This window comes from Stenotrophomonas indicatrix, from assembly GCF_002750975.1.
Lineage (GTDB): Bacteria > Pseudomonadota > Gammaproteobacteria > Xanthomonadales > Xanthomonadaceae > Stenotrophomonas > Stenotrophomonas indicatrix.
Window position 1 is genome coordinate 3,394,337 of record NZ_PEJS01000001.1, and the last position, 18,713, is coordinate 3,413,049.

Annotated in this window: 14 protein-coding genes; 10 read left to right on the forward strand and 4 right to left on the reverse strand. The window is 61.7% G+C overall.

Features of this window, described 5'->3' with window-relative positions; all coding sequences use genetic code 11:
* Positions 1–107 precede the first annotated feature (107 nt).
* The 7 genes from CR918_RS15580 to CR918_RS15605 all read left to right on the forward strand — a co-directional run bounded on the left by CR918_RS15580 (position 108) and on the right by CR918_RS15605 (position 8,865).
* Positions 108–1,382, forward strand: a complete 1,275-nt coding sequence (locus CR918_RS15580) for a pyridoxal phosphate-dependent aminotransferase (protein ID WP_099843618.1) — start codon at positions 108–110, stop codon at positions 1,380–1,382.
* 3 nt (positions 1,383–1,385) lie between these two features.
* Positions 1,386–2,003, forward strand: a complete 618-nt coding sequence (locus CR918_RS15585; protein ID WP_099843620.1) for an SGNH/GDSL hydrolase family protein — start codon at positions 1,386–1,388, stop codon at positions 2,001–2,003.
* A gap of 4 nt (positions 2,004–2,007) precedes the next feature.
* A complete protein-coding gene (locus tag CR918_RS15590) occupies positions 2,008–2,721 on the forward strand; it encodes a class I SAM-dependent methyltransferase (RefSeq protein WP_099843622.1) in 714 nt (237 codons plus the stop codon).
* Positions 2,722–3,483: 762 nt separating this feature from the next.
* On the forward strand, positions 3,484–4,596 hold the full coding sequence (locus tag CR918_RS15595; protein ID WP_099843624.1) for an MvdC/MvdD family ATP grasp protein: 1,113 nt from the start codon (positions 3,484–3,486) through the stop codon (positions 4,594–4,596).
* 140 nt (positions 4,597–4,736) lie between these two features.
* On the forward strand, positions 4,737–5,459 hold the full coding sequence (locus CR918_RS21075) for a TraB/GumN family protein (RefSeq protein WP_133119692.1): 723 nt from the start codon (positions 4,737–4,739) through the stop codon (positions 5,457–5,459).
* Positions 5,443–6,762, forward strand: a complete 1,320-nt coding sequence (locus CR918_RS15600; protein WP_099843626.1) for an HlyD family secretion protein — start codon at positions 5,443–5,445, stop codon at positions 6,760–6,762. The genes CR918_RS21075 and CR918_RS15600 overlap by 17 nt, the downstream gene beginning before the upstream one ends.
* A gap of 3 nt (positions 6,763–6,765) precedes the next feature.
* On the forward strand, positions 6,766–8,865 hold the full coding sequence (locus CR918_RS15605; RefSeq protein ID WP_133119693.1) for a peptidase domain-containing ABC transporter: 2,100 nt from the start codon (positions 6,766–6,768) through the stop codon (positions 8,863–8,865).
* Between the two features lie 95 nt (positions 8,866–8,960).
* On the opposite strand, the gene CR918_RS15610 is transcribed toward CR918_RS15605, so the two are convergent.
* The gene (locus CR918_RS15610) at positions 8,961–9,767 is read right to left on the reverse strand and encodes a polysaccharide deacetylase family protein (RefSeq protein ID WP_099843630.1); all 807 of its coding nucleotides are present in this window, start codon (positions 9,765–9,767) and stop codon (positions 8,961–8,963) included.
* Between the two features lie 60 nt (positions 9,768–9,827).
* On the opposite strand from CR918_RS15610, the gene grxD reads away from it, so the two are divergent.
* A complete protein-coding gene (gene grxD / locus CR918_RS15615; protein ID WP_025874107.1) occupies positions 9,828–10,754 on the forward strand; it encodes a Grx4 family monothiol glutaredoxin in 927 nt (308 codons plus the stop codon).
* A gap of 120 nt (positions 10,755–10,874) precedes the next feature.
* On the opposite strand, the gene CR918_RS15620 is transcribed toward grxD, so the two are convergent.
* The 3 genes from CR918_RS15620 to CR918_RS15630 all read right to left on the reverse strand — a co-directional run bounded on the left by CR918_RS15620 (position 10,875) and on the right by CR918_RS15630 (position 15,781).
* Positions 10,875–11,414 carry a DUF924 family protein gene (locus CR918_RS15620; protein ID WP_059065070.1) on the reverse strand — a complete coding sequence of 180 codons (540 nt, stop codon included), beginning with the start codon at positions 11,412–11,414 and terminating at the stop codon, positions 10,875–10,877.
* A gap of 43 nt (positions 11,415–11,457) precedes the next feature.
* On the reverse strand, positions 11,458–12,234 hold the full coding sequence (locus CR918_RS15625) for an AMP nucleosidase (protein ID WP_099843632.1): 777 nt from the start codon (positions 12,232–12,234) through the stop codon (positions 11,458–11,460).
* Positions 12,235–12,364: 130 nt separating this feature from the next.
* Entirely contained in the window at positions 12,365–15,781 is a 3,417-nt protein-coding gene (locus CR918_RS15630; RefSeq protein ID WP_025874104.1) for an autotransporter domain-containing protein, read from the reverse strand.
* 255 nt (positions 15,782–16,036) lie between these two features.
* On the opposite strand from CR918_RS15630, the gene CR918_RS15635 reads away from it, so the two are divergent.
* Both CR918_RS15635 and CR918_RS15640 read left to right on the forward strand, forming a co-directional pair.
* Positions 16,037–17,446 (forward strand): amidohydrolase, encoded by a 1,410-nt coding sequence (locus CR918_RS15635; protein ID WP_033831986.1) that lies wholly within the window; start codon positions 16,037–16,039, stop codon positions 17,444–17,446.
* A complete protein-coding gene (locus tag CR918_RS15640) occupies positions 17,446–18,708 on the forward strand; it encodes an amidohydrolase family protein (protein WP_099843634.1) in 1,263 nt (420 codons plus the stop codon). The genes CR918_RS15635 and CR918_RS15640 overlap by 1 nt, the downstream gene beginning before the upstream one ends.
* The last annotated feature ends 5 nt before the right edge of the window (positions 18,709–18,713 follow it).

Sequence of the window (18,713 nt, forward strand, 5' to 3'; positions counted from 1 at the left end):
CTGTGTGGTGCCGCCCAGCCCAATGTTGGCGGGCCCTGCGGCCCTTGCCATGCGCTGCAGCAATTCCGCTACCATGGAAGCCCCATGCCTTTTGCGGCCCACCGCCCATGTCCACTCCCTCGCCCAAACCCCTGGTCATCCGCGAGCGCCTTTCCGAAGTGCGCTACGAAATCCGCGGAGAACTGGCACGGCGAGCCCGGGAGCTGGAAGCGCAGGGCCACAAGCTGATCAAGCTCAACATCGGCAATCCCGGCGCTTTCGGCTTCCGTGCACCGGAACACCTGCAGCGCGCGATCGCCGATGACATGGGTCGCACCGATCCGTATACCCACCAGCAGGGCTTGCCGGTCGCCCGCGAGGCCATCGCCGCCGCCTACGCCCGCCGTGGCGCACCGGATGCCCATCCGGACCGCGTGTTCGTCGGCAACGGTGTCAGCGAGCTGATCGACCTGTCGCTGCGTGCGCTGCTCAACCCGGGCGATGAAGTGCTGGTGCCCTCGCCGGACTACCCGCTGTGGTCGGCCTCGACCATCCTCAACGATGGCCGCCCGGTGTATTACCGCTGCGCCGCCGAGAACGGCTTCCAGCCGGACCCGAGCGAGATCGAGACGCTGGTGTCCTCGCGCACCCGCGCCATCGTGCTGATCAATCCGAACAACCCCAGCGGTGCCAGCTACCCGCGCGAGCTGCTGGAGCAGGTGGTGGAGATCGCGCGCCGCCACAACCTGCTGCTGCTGGTCGATGAGATCTACGACCAGATCCTGTACGACGACGCGGTGTTCCAGCCGGTCGCACCGCTGGCCGGTGACCATCCCTGCCTGACCTTCGGCGGCCTGAGCAAGGTGCACCGCGCCTGCGGCTGGCGGGTGGGCTGGGCGCACCTCAGCGGCGACGACGCGCGGCTGGGCGACTTCCGCGCCGCGCTGGACCTGCTGGGCGCGCTGCGCCTGTGCGCCAACGTGCCGGGCCAGTACGCCATCGACGCCGCAGTGAACGGTCCGGACACCATTTCGGAGCTGTGCGCACCGGGTGGCCGCCTGTATGAAACCCGTCGTGCGGTGATCGAAGCCTGCGAGGCCAGCGAGCACCTGTCGCTGGTTGCCCCCGCCGGCGCGCTGTATGCGTTCCCGGCCGTGGTCGGTGCCGCTGCCAAGGGCTTCGACGATCATAATTTCGCGCTGGACCTGATGAACAACGACGGCGTGCTGGTGGTGCCGGGCTCGAGCTTCAACGTGCCTTACCGCCATCACTTCCGCGTGACCCTGCTGCCGGAGGCGTCGGTGATGCGCGACGTGTTCGCCCGTATCGACCGCGCCCTCGCCCGCCGTGCCGAAGACGCCACCAAGGTGGTGCCGATGAAGCCCCGCCGGTCGGTGGCTTGATCGATGGGCTTGTCGTATCTGGCCCTGGGCGATTCCTACACCATCGGTGAAGCGGTCGCGGTCGACGGCCGCTGGCCGCATCAGCTCGCCGCCGCCCTGCGCGCGCAGGGCATCGCGCTGGGCGACCCGCAGACCATCGCCACCACCGGCTGGACCACCGACGAGCTCGACGCCGGCATCAACGACGTTGCGCCGCAAGGGCCGTTCGACTTCGTCAGCCTGCTGATCGGCGTCAACAACCAGTATCGCGGGCGTCCGCTGGACGAGTACCAGGTGCAGTTCCAAGCCCTGCTGCAGCGCGCGATTGGTTTTGCCGGCGGCCGTGCGGACCGGGTCCTGGTGCTGTCCTTCCCGGACTGGGGCACCACGCCGTACGGTGCAGGCAGCGGTCGCGACCTGGGCCAGATCGAACTGGAAACCGACGAGTTCAACGCTGCCGCCGAGGTGATCAGCACCCAGCAGGGCGTGGCCTTCGTCGATATCACCGATATCAGCCGCGACACCGGCGCTGACCCGGCGATGATCGCCGAGGATGGCCTGCACCCGTCCGCACGGATGTACGCGCTGTGGAGCGCGCGTGCGCTGCCGGTGGCCGCACACCTGTTGGGCAGGACGGACTGAGACGATGGACGGCACGCCACGGAACGGCACGCCCCTGCCCTGCTCGCCGCTGGATGCCGGGCAGGCGCGCCTGATCGCCGAGTCCTTCCGGCCGATGCAGGCCTGGGGCAGCCGCCGCGATTACTACTACACGCGCGGCAAGCTGGGCAGCGACCCGCTGTATGACGGCGTGCTGCAGCACCTTCCCGATGACGGCCAGCCGGTGCTCGACCTGGGCTGCGGGCTGGGCCTGTTCGCGCATGTGCTGCGCCAGCGCGGTCGCCAGCAGGGGTACCTCGGGGTGGACGTGGACAGCGACAAGATCGCCCGTGCGCAGCGCGCCGGCAGCGGCCTGGCCGACGTACGGTTCGACTGTCTGGATGTGCAGGCGCCGTTGCCGGCGCATGGTGGGCATGTGCTGCTGCTGGATGTGCTGCAGTACCTGGACGAAGCGCCGCAACTGGAGCTGCTGCGCGCGGTGAGCGCGCGGGTCGCGCCCGGTGGCCGCCTGCTGCTGCGCACACCGCTGGCGACCGGCGACCGCCGCGACCGCACCACGCGGGTGGCTGACCGCCTTGCCTGGCTGGTCGGCTGGATGGGCACGCAACCGCGCCACTACCCGGATCCGCAGCGGCTGCAGGCCACGCTGGCGGCTGCCGGCATGCAGGTGGCTCCGTTGCGTCCGCTGCATGGGCGCACGCCGTTCAACAGCTGGTTGCTGGTGGCCGAGCGCTTATAGAGACGCTCTGACGCGGCGACCCGCGTAAGCGAGTCGCAAATGACCGCAAGCCGGAACAGAAAAATCCCTTAGGCCCGGCTGAAAGCGACGAACTGAATTCATCCGCACATTCACGATCTCTTGAGTTGCCCTCTGGCGGGGCCGGCGCTTCGTGCTTCCTGGATTGTTTCAAGCAGCGAAGATAAAGCCGCAATGAAGTCAGAGGCGCCATGACTGACACCATCAACTTTTTCTTCGAAAGCCAGCAATTCTGCGGAGTTGGAGGAACGCCAGGCGCCTCACTGCTCCCTTCCACATAATCTCTCAGAGACAGCCCTATCTGCATGGGTAGGGAGAGGCCGTGACAGTTCGGTCTGCGGACGACAATTCACGCCCCGCTCTGCGCACCTATCGCAACTCAATGCACAAATCAACAGTCTCGCCATCCAATTGACAGTCCACGCACCAACTGGCAAAAAAAAATTGCCCAATGTGGGCTATCAAAAGGACATAAAGCAGATGACTACTCCGGAAAACGTGAGGGTGCTGGGACGACAGGTGGCGCGCGAGCTGACCCGAGAGGAAATTGACATGGTGTCCGGCGGGAGAAACACCAACTGCAATACGTCCATGCAGTGCATTCAGAACGATGACTTCATTGACATCCCACCGACGTTCGGCTAATTCCACCATTCATTAACCGGAAAGAGGCGGAAAAACAATTCCGCCTCTTTCTGAAATTCTGGTGAATGTATCGAAGCCAATTCTACGGAATATCAAACCATGACAATCCTGATTGTCGGATTCAAGGAAGACATCCACGGAGACGCGGTCTCATGGGCGCTTAATCATCAAAAGATTCCTCACCATCTCGTTCACTTCTCGAATTTTCCAACACAGCAACCCATAACCATTTCGATATCGAAGGCGGATGATCTTACTCAATCCATAGTGTTCGGGGAAACAGACGCCACCAAAGAAAACATTATTAACCTGAGGAATGCCACCGCCATATGGCTAAGAAGACCCAATACATCCGTCTTCGAGCTAAGCGGCGTCCATTCCGGCGACCTGCACTACGTGGCCGGTGAGTGCCGGTCGTTCTGCGCCGGCCTCATTGCCAACCTCCCAGAAAGCTGCAAATGGATAAACCCTCTGCCCGCTCACTACGTTGCCGGAAGCAAGGCCCGTCAACTGAATTTGGCCGCCGCTTCGGGTCTCAAAATCCCTACGACCCTGATGAGCAACAGCGCTAGCGAAATCCGAAAGTTTGTCTCCAGGCAGAAGGGCGGAACAGTGTACAAACCACTTCATCCCGGATTTTGGAATGAGTCCAATCGGTCACTTGTCCAATACACCACCCCCGTGACCAACGAGATGCTAGAAAACAGCGGAGCACTGGAGCTATGCCCGGGAATATATCAAGAAGAAATTCAAAAAAAATATGAAATTCGAGCAAATTTCCTTGGATCAAAAATTGTTTCGGCAAAGATAGAATCGCAGGCTCAAGAAAACACAAAATCCGATTGGCGCGTTGACCTGCTGAACAAAGTCTCCATCGAGCCATATGAAATTCCCGGGGAGATCGCGGACAAAATCGAATGCCTCATGAAGAAAATGAATCTTCGCTTTGGATGCATTGATCTTGTAAGAGACGAGGATGGAGATTATGTGTTTCTTGAAGTTAACGAGCAGGGGCAGTTCCTCTGGATCGAGGAGAGATGCCCGGAGATAGCGATTCTCGGAGAGTTCTGCGACTTCCTATGTCGCGAAAGCGGAATAACCTTCACTCCTGAGCAATGGCCCAATCTTTCCGATTATCTAGCCTCGGAGAGATTCAGCACGACACACAAAATGTCGCTCGAACTAGAAATAAATCAGGCTCGCGCGCTGTGAAATCGAGAGCTACAGCTGCGACCATGATGGCAGTGGCGACATTCATCTCCACATTCGCAATAATATATTTATTGTTTTTCCACAATCAAGAAGACCCGGCCAACGAAAATTGTGAAGCCGTTCCAACCGCATGGAATAGCATGCCGAGAATCATTATTTTCGGAGAAATTCATGGAACAAATGAAGCGCCGCGTTTTGTTGCGGAGCTTGTGTGCAACATTGCCAGAAGCGCACCAGTTACGGTTGGCATCGAACACCCGCCAAGCGAACAGTCAACGCTTGATGATTTCATGAAAGCCAAGACCCAAAAGGAGAAAAACGAAGTAATTTCTTCTTCCCCATTCTGGAACCGTGATTTCCAAGACGGAAAGACTAGTTCTGCGATGCTACAGATGCTGGAGAGGATTAAACAACTAAAGCATACTGGCGCGAAAATTTACATTCGGGCGATAGGGGGTGAGGGACCTGGTCAAACCGACGAAATTTTTAGAAACATCATGAGTTCGGAGCAAGAATCAGGTACCAAGATCGTAGCACTAGTTGGAAACGGGCACGCAAGAAAGATCCACATGCAGGCCGATGCATCCGATAGAAGCAAAACTTCTCCCATCGACCTCAAGGTCATCGAAATAGAATACTCGAGCGGCAGTGCATGGACATGCGCGCCAACATGCCAAATCCAGAAATTTGGCCAAGATAATCTCGGTGAGAAAGAAATATCGCTGAAAGTACGGACCTCGCCTGCACACGCAGCTGGGCATCCTGACTGGATCTATCTTGGTCGGTCACATGCATCCCCCCCGGGGTACCTCAGGGCCCGAACGATAACAGCCAAGCAAATGAGCTATGAATCAGCTGAATAAGGACGCACGTCCCGATATGTCAGCCGAAGGTGGCGCGCAGCTTTTTCGTAAAGAAGCAGTATCTGCAACACGAAGAGATTCGTATGGATGTGTCAGTCCCCCGTTACCTAGGCTGGGCTGGCAAACAGCGGCCTTTTCATTCCTAGCAGTTTGCGCCGTCATTGCCGCGATATTTTTTGGAAATGTAGAGCAGAAGGCGCGCGTACATGGGCGCATGATTCCGGCCTCGGGGCTAAATTCCACACTATCGCCCGCATCCGGAACAATTATTAAGGCCATCGTCGAAGAAGGGCAATTCGTATCCTCCGGAGACGTTGTTATGGTCATTTCTACCGACAGGAATGGCTTTTCGTTGGACGGTACAGTTGCAGAAAGAGTAGCCGCATCGCTGCAAAAACAGGCGGCCGGTCTACGTCAATCTTTTGCTGACCGATCCATCTCAATGCAGCACGAGAAAAATGCATTGCAGGGCCGCGCGGCCATAATTCAGCAGGAGCTGGCTGCGGCCAAGCGAGAGGTAGAGCTGCGATCTCGGCAGAGCGAGATCGCCTTGGAGAATCTTACGAGAATTCGACCGCTGCAGAAGGAAAGAATACTCAGCGAGATCCAGATCCGGCAATATGAGAACACATTGCTCGATGCAGATTCCAGGAAAATTTCCGCTGAAAGAGACGTGTTGCGGCTGAGACGCGAACTGGGAGACACCATTGGATTAATCTCCGAACTTCCAGTGACGTTAAGCAATCAGCAGGGTGAAATTGAACTGAAGCTAAAGGATGTCGAACAGAGTATAGCTAAAAATGATTTACAGCAGTCCATAGTCGTCAAGGCGTCTATATCAGGGACGATATCAGCCATCGGATTCAATACCGGAGAATCCGTAAGAGAGGGACAACGACTATTTTCCATTATTCCCGCAGGAGATAGCTTGTATGCAGAGCTATGGGTAAATTCTCGAGCGATGGAACAACTTAGCAATGAAAGCGTCGTGTATATACGTTACGGCGCCCAGGCAAGAGGACTCCAACGCAGTCAGAAAGGCGAAATTATCGAGCTAGGGAGAACCCCATTTACTCCTTCGGAAATAACCTCAAAAGCGGGATTGAAATTTGAGCAGCCCGCATTCAGGATTGTGGCAGCCCCTCTTGGAAGTCTTCCCAGAGATAATCTTGACCATATCAACCTTCGCCCTGGCAGTGCCGTAGAAGCAGACTTGATACTTGGAAGAAAGCACATCTATGAGCTACTTATTCCAGCGCGTAGCGGGAGATTCAACACAAGCGTCGAAAATCGGAGCGATTAGTTGATGCAGAACCGATACACCAAGAGCTCTATGCGGCAACTGCCGATCATCCAACAGAGCGAAATGGCCGAGTGCGGACTCGCTTGTCTTGCAATGATCGCGAAATATTATGGCCATGATCTGGATCTAGCGGCCCTGCGTCGCCGCCATCCTATTTCATCTAGAGGCGCGAGTCTTTCTCAAATCATGAGCATCGCCGATAGACTTGGATTGGAGGCACGCGCCGTTCGGGCGGAGGTGGAGTACGTCAGGCGGCTAAGGTCACCGTCCATCCTGCACTGGGGCCTCAACCACTTTGTCGTCCTCAAGAAAGTACAGGGAACTGAATTTTGTATACATGACCCGGCCCGAGGGGAGGTTAGAATTTCCGCCCAGGAATTCAATAGAAAATTTACCGGGGTCCTTCTCGAGATTAGTTGCACCAACTCGTTCTCCCCAGTATCTGAAAAATCGAAAATATCGATAAATAAGATAATTGGAAGGATTGACGGAATTAAACTGGCAGCACTCCAGCTAATTGCGTTAGCGCTTTCGCTCGAACTACTAACTTTGATTGCCCCCCTTATCATGCAGGTGGTAATTGACCATGTCCTTGGCTCGAACGACTTGGAATTGCTGGCACTGACAGGCATTTCATTTGCTGGCTTAGTAGTATTTCAATCAGCGATCTCCTCAGCGAGAGGGCTATTCCTTTCCAGTCTCGGCGCTTCTTTCAATGCCCACCTTGTCAAGAATCTCTCTGGGCATTTATTAAATCTTCCGCTGACCTTCTTTGAAAGAAGAACCATGGGCGGGGTTTTATCCAGATTCCTCTCAATTAATTCGATCCAGCAGTCACTTACCGTGAGCCTTCTCGAGTCTGTACTGGATAGCCTGATGATAGTTTCGGCCCTGCTATTGATGGCATTCTACAGCCCTGTCTCCGCCCTTTCCGTAATCATAGCTTTTGCCTTTTATCTAGTCCTGCGCCTTATCGGTTTTCGTCGCCTTAGACAAATGAAAGAGCATCAACTGGCCTCGATAGCTCTACAGCAAACGCTCATGATCGAGGCTGTGGGCGGTATTCAGACGCTAAAATTGGGCAATCATCAGCAAGTGCGCCACAACAGCATCAGCAATGCCACGTTCGAAATTGCGAACCATGATGCGGCTATAGGCGGAGTTCTGGCCAACTTCTCTGCGCTTTCCAAACTGATATTTGGATTGCAGCGAATAGCGCTGATATGTCTGTGCGCATGGATGGTAGTGCACCAGCGGATGAGTGCGGGCTCTCTTGTTGTTGTTATTTCCTACTCCGAGCTATTCATTAACAGAGGCGCAGCGTTAATCGACAAAATAATCGATCTTCGACTAGTCGGGATGCATGTTGAGAGAATTTCCGACATCGCTCTGGAGCCAACGGAGATCGATCTGGACTCTACCTACAGCGGCCCTGCGCCCTCAGCAGATCTCCAGATTGAGAACGTCAGCTTTCGATACTCCGAGGCCGACCCCTGGATTATTCGAAACTGCTCCTTAAAAATCGCGGAAGGCCAAAGCATCGCCATCACGGGCGCCTCTGGATGCGGAAAAACAACGCTTGCAAAGCTATTAACGGGACTACTACGACCAACCGAAGGCCGCATCTTGATTGGAGGTGTTGACATTTATCATATGGGCTTATCTGCATATCGGCGGCAATTAAGCACGGTGATGCAGGAGGATGTACTCTTCTTTGGATCGATCGCAGACAACATCTCATTCTTTGACATGGATGCGGAAAGCTCATCAATTCACAACGCAGCAGCAGCCGCACAAGTCCACAATGAAATTATTCGCATGCCAATGGGCTACGAAACTTTAGTGCGCGACATGGGATCTTCCCTATCTGGCGGCCAGAAGCAGAGAATTCTCCTAGCCAGGGCACTCTACAGAAAACCGAGAATACTGCTCTTAGATGAGGCGACGAGCCACCTAGACATTGGAAATGAAAAAGAAATTAATAGATATATCTCAAGCACTGCTGCAACCCGCATAATCATCGCGCATCGTCCTGAAACAATAAGAAGTGCGGATCGGGTTATAGAGCTGCGAAACGGTTCCGTTCGCCAGGACGTTTCCTGAGGTCAATGAGCGGGGTAATCGGTGCATGCCCGGCACACTGCAATGCACTGGTTCTGCCGTTGAGCATGTCCCCGCAGTTGCCCTACTGCATGCGCTTAGACGTGATCTCGAGGGGAGGCTGAATTACTGCAGGGCAACCCCGCCTTCAGGCCGCGCTCGTCCAGCACCTGCAGCACCTGTTCGATGATGGCCAGGTTGTGGCCATGTGCGGCACCTTCATGCAGCAGCACGATCGCGCCCGGGCGCAGGTCCGGGAGCAGACGCGCCAGCACGCCATCCGGGGTGCAGCCGACGCCGTCATAACCGCGGGCGCTCCAGCCAACGCGCACCAGGCCCAGCTTGCGCAGTACCGGCGCCACGAACGGGTTGGTCATGCCCACCACCGAGCGGTACCAGCGCACCCGTCGCCCACTCACCGCCTGCAGTGCCTGCTGGCAGCCCTCGATTTCCGCCGCCATCGTGCCCGGGCCCAGCCGCCAGAAGCGCGCCTGCGGATGGCTGTGGCTGTGGTTGCCGAGGTCGTGTCCGCGACGCAGGATCTCCTCCACCAGGGCCGGATGCGCCAATACGCGCTCGCCGACCAGGAAAAAGGTCGCCTTCGCCTGGTGCCGGTCCAGCAGATCCAGCACCGCCGGGGTCTGTTCACTGGGGCCGTCATCGATGGTCAGCCAGACGCTGTTGCCGGCCTCGGGCAACCGGCTCAGCACCGGCGCGTAGAAGCGGCTGTTGGGCAGGAACACCGGCACCATGAACAACGCGTGGCTTGCCACCATCAGGGCCAGACCCCAGTGCCAGCCCGCCAGCACCCAGACCAGGATCACGGCCAGCTGCGACAGCACCAGCCAGGGCACCCAGCGCCAGGGCCGGGTCGGGATGCGATGCAATGTTCCTGCGTTGGTCATGCCCCATGATGCCATGGGGGGTAGAATTGATGATTCGAATTTTTCGGACCCATGACTGCCATGTCCCTCGATCCCGCCCTGCGTTCGCGCATCGAAACCATCCTCAACGACAACCGCGTCGTGCTGTTCATGAAGGGCCAGCCGTCGATGCCGCAGTGCGGCTTCTCGGCCAAGGCCGTGGGTGCCCTGCAGGACCTGGGCGTGGAGTTCGCCCACGTCAACGTGCTGGCTGACGCGGAGATCCGTGAAGGCATCAAGGCCTATGGCGACTGGCCGACCATCCCCCAGCTGTACATCGACGGCGAACTGGTCGGCGGCAGCGACATCGTGCTGCAGATGGCCGCCAGCGGTGAGCTGAGCAGCGTGCTGGGCCTGGCTGCACCGGACCGCACCCCGCCGCGCATCACCGTCACCCCGGCCGCGGTGGAAATGCTGAAGGGCGCGCTGGCCGATTCGCCGGGTGCGTCGCTGCAATTGGGCATCGATGCCCGCTTCCAGCCGAACTTCCAGCTGGCCCCGTACGATGAAGGCGCGATCGCCGCCGAGTCCAACGGCCTGCGCGTGCAGTTCGACCTGGCCAGCGCCCGCCGCGCCGATGGCATCACCATCGACTGGGTCGACGACATCCGTGGCAAGGGCCTGGCGATCGACAACCCGAACGCGCCCAAGCCGGTGCAGGAAATCAGCGTGCGTGATGCCGACGACCTGGTGCGTGCCGGCAACGTGATGCTGGTGGACGTGCGCCCGGCCGAAGAACGCGCCATTGCCGCTGTCGGCGTGCCGTTCAAGAGCTTCGATGGCAACGGCCGCGCCGAGCTGGAAGCCCTGCCCAAGGACACCGCCCTGGCCTTCCTGTGCCATCACGGTGGCCGCAGCGCGCAGGCAGCAGAGCAGTTCCGTGCGCTGGGCTTCAGCAAGGTGTTCAACGTCACCGGCGGCATCGATGCCTGGTCGGACGAAGTGGACAACGGCGTGCCGAAGTACTGATCGGCTGCGCTTGATGCATAGGAAAAACGCCGGCGAAAGCCGGCGTTTTCTGTTGAGCCCATCCACGCATGGCGTGGATCTACTCCTTCCGTGCCCCAAGCGCGGGGGCTGACGTTCCGGTTACCCGGCAAACCCGCCTTCGGCCAGGTAATCCAGTTCTTCCGGCGACGGAATGCGGCCAAGCACCGCATTGCGGTGCGGGAACCGGCCGAAGCGGCGGATGATGTCGCGGTGCAGTTCGGCGTACTGCAGGTATTCCTTGTCACCCAGCACGTCGAACATCGCGACCGAGCGGTCCTGGTCCAGCGGATCTTCGGAGTGCTCGAACGGCAGGTAGATGAAGGCGCGCAGCTTGGGGACCAGCTGCAGGTCCAGCCCCTCTTCGATCGCGCGCGTGGCGTAGTGCCGTGCCAGGCCATCGGTGGCATAGGAATGGGCCGTGCCGCGGAAGCAGTTGCGCGGGAACTGGTCCAGCAGCAGCATCAGCGCCAGCGCGCCCTCGGCGCTGCCCAGCCAGTGCTCGCGCGCGCGCGATGCGGCAGCGTGGTGTTCGTCCGCGAACAGCGTACGGAACCGCGCGTCGAACGCATCATCGCGGGTGAACCACTTTTCAGGGCCCGCGTCTTTCCAGAAATCCACCACTTGCGCGGCAACGTCCATCACCTACTCCCCAGGGCCGGCGCGCCGCGCCAGGCCATCATCATCATTCGTCGAAGCGCAGGTGGCGGACCGACTTGCCGTTGCGCCGGATAAGCTTAAGCGCCTCGATGCCGATCTGGATATGGTTTTCCACGAACTGCGAGCTGACCTTGGCGTCGGACGCCTCGGTTTTCACCCCGTCCGGGATCATCGGCTGGTCTGAAACCAGCAGCAGGGCCCCGCTGGGAATGTGGTTGGCGAAGCCGGCAGCGAAGATCGTCGCGGTTTCCATGTCGATGGCCATGCAGCGCATCGCCCGCAGCCGCTCCTTGAAGGCCTCGTCGTGCTCCCAGACCCGGCGGTTGGTGGTGTAGACGGTGCCGGTCCAGTAATCATGGCCGAGGTCGCGGATCATGGTCGAAACCGCACGCTGCAGGGCGAAGGCCGGCAAGGCCGGCACTTCCGGCGGCAGGTAGTCGCCCGAGGTCCCCTCGCCGCGGATGGCCGCGATCGGCAGCACCAGGTCGCCCAGCTCGTTCTTGCGTTTCAGCCCGCCGCACTTGCCCAGGAACAGCACGGCCTTGGGCATCACCGCCGACAGCAGATCCATGATGATCGCGGCATTGGGGCTGCCCATGCCGAAGTTGATCATGGTGATGCCGTCGATGGTGGCGGTGGCCATCGGCCGGTCCAGGCCGATCACCGGCGCCCCGGTCAGCGCGGAGAACGTATGCAGGTAGCCCCCGAAGTTGGTCAGCAGGATGTGCTGGCCGAACTGGTCCAGAGGCACGCCGGTATAGCGCGGAAGCCAGTTGTCGACGATGTCCTGCTTGCTCTTCATGGGCGCTCCGGTACGGCGTGGGGCCGATATTGTAGGCCCCCGCCCGCCCCCGCCATACATGCGGCTGCGGCAACGAAGAAGGGCGGCCCTGCGGCCGCCCTCCCGGGGTTTGCCTTGGCAACCGGCAGGCTTAGAAACGCACGGACCAACGCAGATTGGCGCCATGGTCACGGCTTTCATCGCCGAACTGGCCGGTGTAGCCCAGTTCCAGCTGCTGGTTGGCCGTCAGCCAGGCCGACAGGCCCAGTTCGGCCACCACCGCGCTGTCGGCGATCGGCGCACCGCTGACCGCGAAGGTATCGCCGCCGCTGGCAAAGCCCAGCTTGGCCATCGGGTTGCGGTCGCCCGAAGCGTGGCGATACCCCACCCCGCCGCGCACGTGCAGCCAGCTGTCCTGCTGGAACGAAGCCTTCAGACCCTTGTCAAAGCGCACACCGGCCGTAGCCAGGGTGGTGCGGCTATCGTCCACGTCACCCTGCAGGGCCGCCGCGCCACCGCGCTCGTTGATCGACTTCATGTCCACTTCAACACGTGCCACCTGCAGGTACGGCTCCAGGCCTGCCTCGCGGCCGCCGAAACGGTAACCCGCTTCGATGAAGGCCTGGCGGGTACGCCCGTCGTAGCGCGCGCTGAGCGTATCGCTGTAGCCGGCGAATGCCAGTTCGCGGGTGCTGTCGATGTCGTGCTCGCTCCACGCCAGGCCGCCACGCAGACCAAAACCGCCCCAGTTGTGGCTGGCGTATGCACCGAAGTGGGTGTTGTCGATCTTCGACTTCGCCCGACGGCCGTCCTGCTGCTTGACGTCGGTGCGGCCGGTGCCGGCCAGCAGGCCCACCTGCCAACCACCGAACTGGCGGTCCACGCCCATCAGCAGGCCGTTGCTGTTGGCCTCGGTGCGGGCAGTGTTGGCATTGCCATCCAGCGTGCCACTGCCACCGATTGCCTGCACCCACACACCGGTCGCGGCCGCTTCGTCACCGCCCGGAGAGGTCGCACCCGCACGACGCGACAGCGCCGCATCGCGGACATGGCGGCTGCCTTCGACCAGCGCGATCGACGTGGCTGCATGCAGTTCACCGCTGAGGCTGTCCAGCGCTGCGCCCACCTGCTGCGGGAACAGCGTGGTCAACGGCTTGGGCAGCCCCTGGTTGATCGCCAGCGTATCGACCACGGTAGCCACGGCATGCTGGTTTGCGGTGTTGGCCGAGCTGGCCAGCGAGTTGCCGCGGGTCACTTCAATGCGTGCGCCGGTGGCGCCGTAGGCCAGGTTGAACTGCATGAACGGAGAGAACGTGCTGAAGTCGGTGATGGCGAACTGTCCGTTCACGCCGCCATCGGCACGGATGAAGTTGAACTGCTCACCCAGGTAGTAGATGCCCGGCTCCGGCAGCGCCACCAGGGTGCCGCCGAGCGTGGCGGTGCCGGTGACATGCAGCTGGTCGCTGCGGCTGCCCGGTGCCACCTCGGCCTGGTACACGCCGGTCTCTGTCTGCACGTAGTCGCCGTTGATGGTCAGCGTGCCGATGGAATTGCCCGGTGCGATGGTGCCGGCCACGGTGGTGTCCCCCAGCTGGCCAACACCCTTCAGCGTGCCCTTCTGGCCGACGAAGGTGGTGCCGCCGGTCTGCACGCCGTTGAAGGACAGCACGCCGCCATTGATGGTCAGGTTGGAACCGTCTAGCACGCCACTGACGTTGACCCGGCTGATGCCGCCCTGGGTGTTCAATGCAGTGTTCTTCAGCGTGCCGTTCAACAGGAAGGTGCCACCGGCCACGTCCACTGCGCTGGTCAGCGTATTGACGCCATCCAGTTCCAGCACGCCTTCGCGCACCACAGCACCGTTGAAGCTGTTGTCGCCGCTCAGGCGCAGCCAGCCGGCACCACTCTTGGTCAGCTTACCCGGGCCACCGATATCGTTGGTCCAGTCATCCCAGGCGTCACCTTCCCAGACCTTCAGGCCGCCGGCCTTCTGGTTCATCACTACGTTGGTATCCACGCGCAGCGAACCGTAGCCCTCGATGGCCTTGGCCAGGTTCATCAGGCCCCAACCGTAGACGTCGTCCACGCCGGCCGCACCGAGGTCGGTGGCGGTGGTCAGCAGCACGTCGCGCACCTGCGCGTTGTCCAGGTACGGGAAGCGTTCGAACAGCAGGCCCAGGGCACCGGTAACGTGGGGTGCGGCCATGGAGGTGCCGGTCATCAGATCGTAGCTGTAGGTCGGCACGCGCTCGAGCACGTCGAGCAGGACGTTGCCCTGTGAATCCTGGAGCAGCTGTGCATCCAGCGCCGAATCGGCACCGTAGACCGTGGACAGGATGTCGGTGCCCGGGGCGGCCAGGCACCAGTTGGCGCTGTAGCCGCAACGGTTGGAACTGACGTCGAGCATGTACCCGGCGGCACTGTCCTGGCGCACGTTGACCACGCTCAGCCAGTTCTGCTCGATATCGGCAAACAGGCGCGGCAGCGTGGCGTAGATTCCGGCAATCGGCGCGGCTTCCGGCGTGGCTGCGTTGGCGTTGTTGTTGCCCGCGGCCCACACTTGGATCATGCCCTTGCTGCGCGAGCCCTCGGCGAAGATGTCCAGATACTCGGCGTTGGCGGCATACAGCTGGTCCTGGGTGGCCAGATCGGTGGGCTCGTTGGTCAGCCCCCAGCTGTGGTTGACCGCACGCACGTCCTGGGCGTTCATCTGCGCGTACATGCTCTCAAACGCACTGCCGTCCGGGCCCACGCCGCCCACGGTGACGACGCGGTAGTCGCCGCCGCCCACGTCCGTCCACATCTGGGCGCTGTTGAAGAACAGCTTGGCCGCGGTCAGGTCCGCGCCGAAGGCCACGCCATGGGTACCGTTGCCGTCGCGGTTGGCCGCGATGGTGCCGGCCACGTGGGTGCCATGGGTCTGGAAGGCGATCCCCGCCTGCTGGTAGCGCGGATCAGACTCGATGATGTCGCGGATCGCCTGCGGAACGCTGTCGTCGTAGACAACGTAATCGATCGACACGTCATCGCCGTCGCTGGCGAAGCAGGCATCGGGCCCGTCGATCAGCGTGGTGTTGGTGCAGCGGCTGCCGTCGAGCAACAGATCGGCGATGCGCAGGCTGCGGTGATCCTTGCCGGCGAACTCGTCATGGTCCAGGCCCGAGCCGCTGTCGAACACGCCCAGGCGGATGCCGGCACCGGTCAAGCCACGCGCGTATGCGGCGTCGGCATTGACGGCCTGCAGGCCCCAGTCACGGTTGAATTCGCTGGTGCGCCAGCTGGCACGATCGCCGGCCTTGCCCATCACCGGCGTTTCCGGGGTGGTGGCCGGCGGTGCAACCATTGCAACCGCTGCAACCGGCGCGGCGAAGGCCGACTGCGAAGGCGCAGCGAATGCAGCCTGCAGGCTGCGCTGGTACTGGTAGCGGGACAGGTCGTCGAGGTTGCCCTGCGCCAGTGCCGGCAGGGTGGCTGCCATCAGCAGCGAGCCTACGATGGCCGATGCGAGCGGGGAAGGCAGGAAGGAACGACGGAGAGAGGTGGAGCGATACGACGTTGCAGCAGTCATCGGGGATTACGTCCTTGATTCCATGGATTGTTTCAGGTGCTGCTCCCTCATGGAGCTGTGTGGGAACACCTGCGCGGCGAGACAGCGCGCGCTCACCCGCATGACGCTATCGGCGGGCGTCACGAGAACTTAATACATTTTTCACATACTTGATGTCGGAAAAGTCCCTACTGCGCCCCTGCCCAACGTCACTTGGCAAACCGCCGCCGTCCCGGCTAGCGTCGGTGGGTTGAACACGCTGCCAAGGGGATCTGCATGACATCGACGTTGTTGCGCGCCGGGTTGGGTCTGGCGCTGGTATCGCTGAGCACGGCGCCGGCCGTGGGCGCTTCGCGCTTCGTGGCCGATCCCTACCCGAGCACCTACCAGGCGCACCCCGATGGGCCGCTGCTGATCCAGAACGCAACGGTGCTGACCGGCACCGGCCAGCGCCTCGACAACGCCGATGTGCTGCTGCGCGATGGCCGCATCGTCGCCGTCGGCGATGCGCTGCAGGTCGATGCCAGCGTCACCCGCATCAACGCCGACGGCAAGTGGGTGACGCCCGGCCTGATCGACGTGCACTCGCACCTGGGCGTCTATCCCAGCCCCGGTGTCGGCGCGCACAGCGACGGCAACGAGATGACCGCGCCGGTCACCGCCAACGTCTGGGCCGAGCATTCGGTATGGCCGCAGGACCCCGGTTTCCAGGCGGCACTGGCAGGCGGAGTGACCAGCATGCAGGTGCTGCCCGGCTCGGCCAACCTGGTCGGTGGCCGCGGCGTAACGCTGAAGAACGTGCCTGCCACCACCTACCAGGCGATGAAGTTCCCCGGCGCGCCGTGGGGCCTGAAGATGGCCTGCGGCGAAAACCCCAAGCGCGTCTACGGTGGCGGCAAGGGCGTGGCACCTGCAACGCGGATGGGCAACGTGGCCGGTTACCGCGCAGCCTTCATCGACGCGGCCGACTACATCGCCAAGAACAAGCCGAAGCCGGCCAAGCGCAAGGGCTGGTTCGGCAGCGACAAGGGCGACAGCGCCGGTGATGCCGGCGGCAAGCGCGACCTCAAGCTGGATACGCTCGCCGGTGCGATCCAGGGCGATATCCGCGTGCACATCCACTGCTATCGCGCCGATGAAATGGCCACCATGCTCGACCTGTCCAAGGAATTCGGCTTCAAGGTGGCCGCCTTCCACCACGGCGTGGAGGCCTACAAACTAGCAGACCGGCTGGCGGCCGAAGGCGTGTGCGGGGCACTGTGGGCCGACTGGTGGGGCTTCAAGATGGAAGCCTTCGACGGCATCGCCGAGAACATCGCGCTGGTCGACCGGCCGAAGAACAGCTGCGCCATCGTCCACTCCGACTCGCCCGAGGGCATCCAGCGCCTGAACCAGGAAGCAGCCAAGGTGATGGCCGCCGCGCGCCGCGCGCACATGCCGGAGATCGCGCCGGAACGCGCGATCACCTGGATGACCGCCAACGCCGCCAAGGCGCTGGGCATCGAGGCGCAGACCGGCACGCTGGAGGCCGGAAAGATGGCCGACGTGGTGATCTGGAACGGCAATCCCTTCAGTTCGTATGCACTGGCCGAACAGGTGTTCGTCGACGGCCGCCGTGTGTACGACCGCAGCACGCCACCGGCAACGCCGCGGTCGGATTTCCAGCTTGGACAGGAGTTGCGCTGATGGGCATGTTGAACAAGCGCCGCCGGGCATGGCCCGGCGCTACCTTGGTTGCGCTGTTGGTGATGACAACCGCAGCCTCGGCGCAGGACCTGCTGGTGCGCGGTGCGACCGTCGCTACCGCCAGCGCACGTGGCAACGTGGAAGATGCCGATGTGCTGGTGCAGGGCGGCATCATCCGTGCGGTGGGCCGGGGCCTGTCCGCACCGGCCGGTGTGCCGGTGGTCGAAGCCAAGGGACGCATGCTGACCCCTGCCCTGTTCGGTGGCATCACCGAGATCGGCATCGAGGAGGTATCCGGTGAATCAAGCACGGTCGACAGCGCCCTGAAGATCGGCGAGCAGCCGCTGCGCCCGGAGTTCGACGTGACACTGGCCTATAACCCGGCGTCCGTGCTGATTCCGGTGGCGCGCCTGGACGGCATCGGCTTCACTGCGCTGGGCGCGGCCACCGGCGGTGGCTTCGTCGCCGGCCAGGGCGGCGTGGTGCGTTTCGATGGCAGTGCCGACCCGATCGGCCCGCGCGCGCTGTTCCTGCGCCTGGGTGCTGCAGCATCTGAACTGACCGGTCAATCGCGCGCGGCGCAGTGGATGCTGCTGCAGCAGATGGTGGACGAGGCACGCGGCCAGGTGGCCGCCGACTCGCCGCATGCGCTGCTGACCCCGGCCGGCCGCCGCACGCTCGCCCGCTATCTGTCCGGGCAGGGCCGCATCGTGGTGGAAGTGGACCGCGCGGCCGACATCCGCCAGCTGCTGCGCTGGGCGGCCCGCGAGAAGGTGAAGATCGCCATTGCCGGCGGTGCCGAGGCCTGGCAGCTGGCGCCGGAACTGGCAGCAGCCAGGGTGCCGGTATTCGTGGACGCGCTGGGCAACCTGCCGACGACCTTCGACCAGATCGGCGCCACCCTGGAAAACGCCGCGCGGTTGCGGCGCGCGGGCGTACCGGTGGCCTTCGCCCAGCGCGATGACGCCTCGCACAATGCACGCAAGATGCGCCAGCTGGCCGGCAACGCGGTGGCCAATGGCCTGCCCTGGGCCGACGGCCTGGCCGGGTTGACCCGGGTGCCGGCCGAGGTGCTGGGCGTGGCCGACCAGATCGGCAGCATCGAGCCGGGCAAGCGTGCCGACCTGGTGCTGTGGGAAGGCGATCCGCTGGATGTGGCGCACTATGCCGAGCAGGTCTGGCTGGGCGGCCGCGCGATGCCGATGCGCTCGCGCCAGACCGAACTGCGCGACCGCTACCTGCAGCGCAACGCGCAGCCCTGACCGTA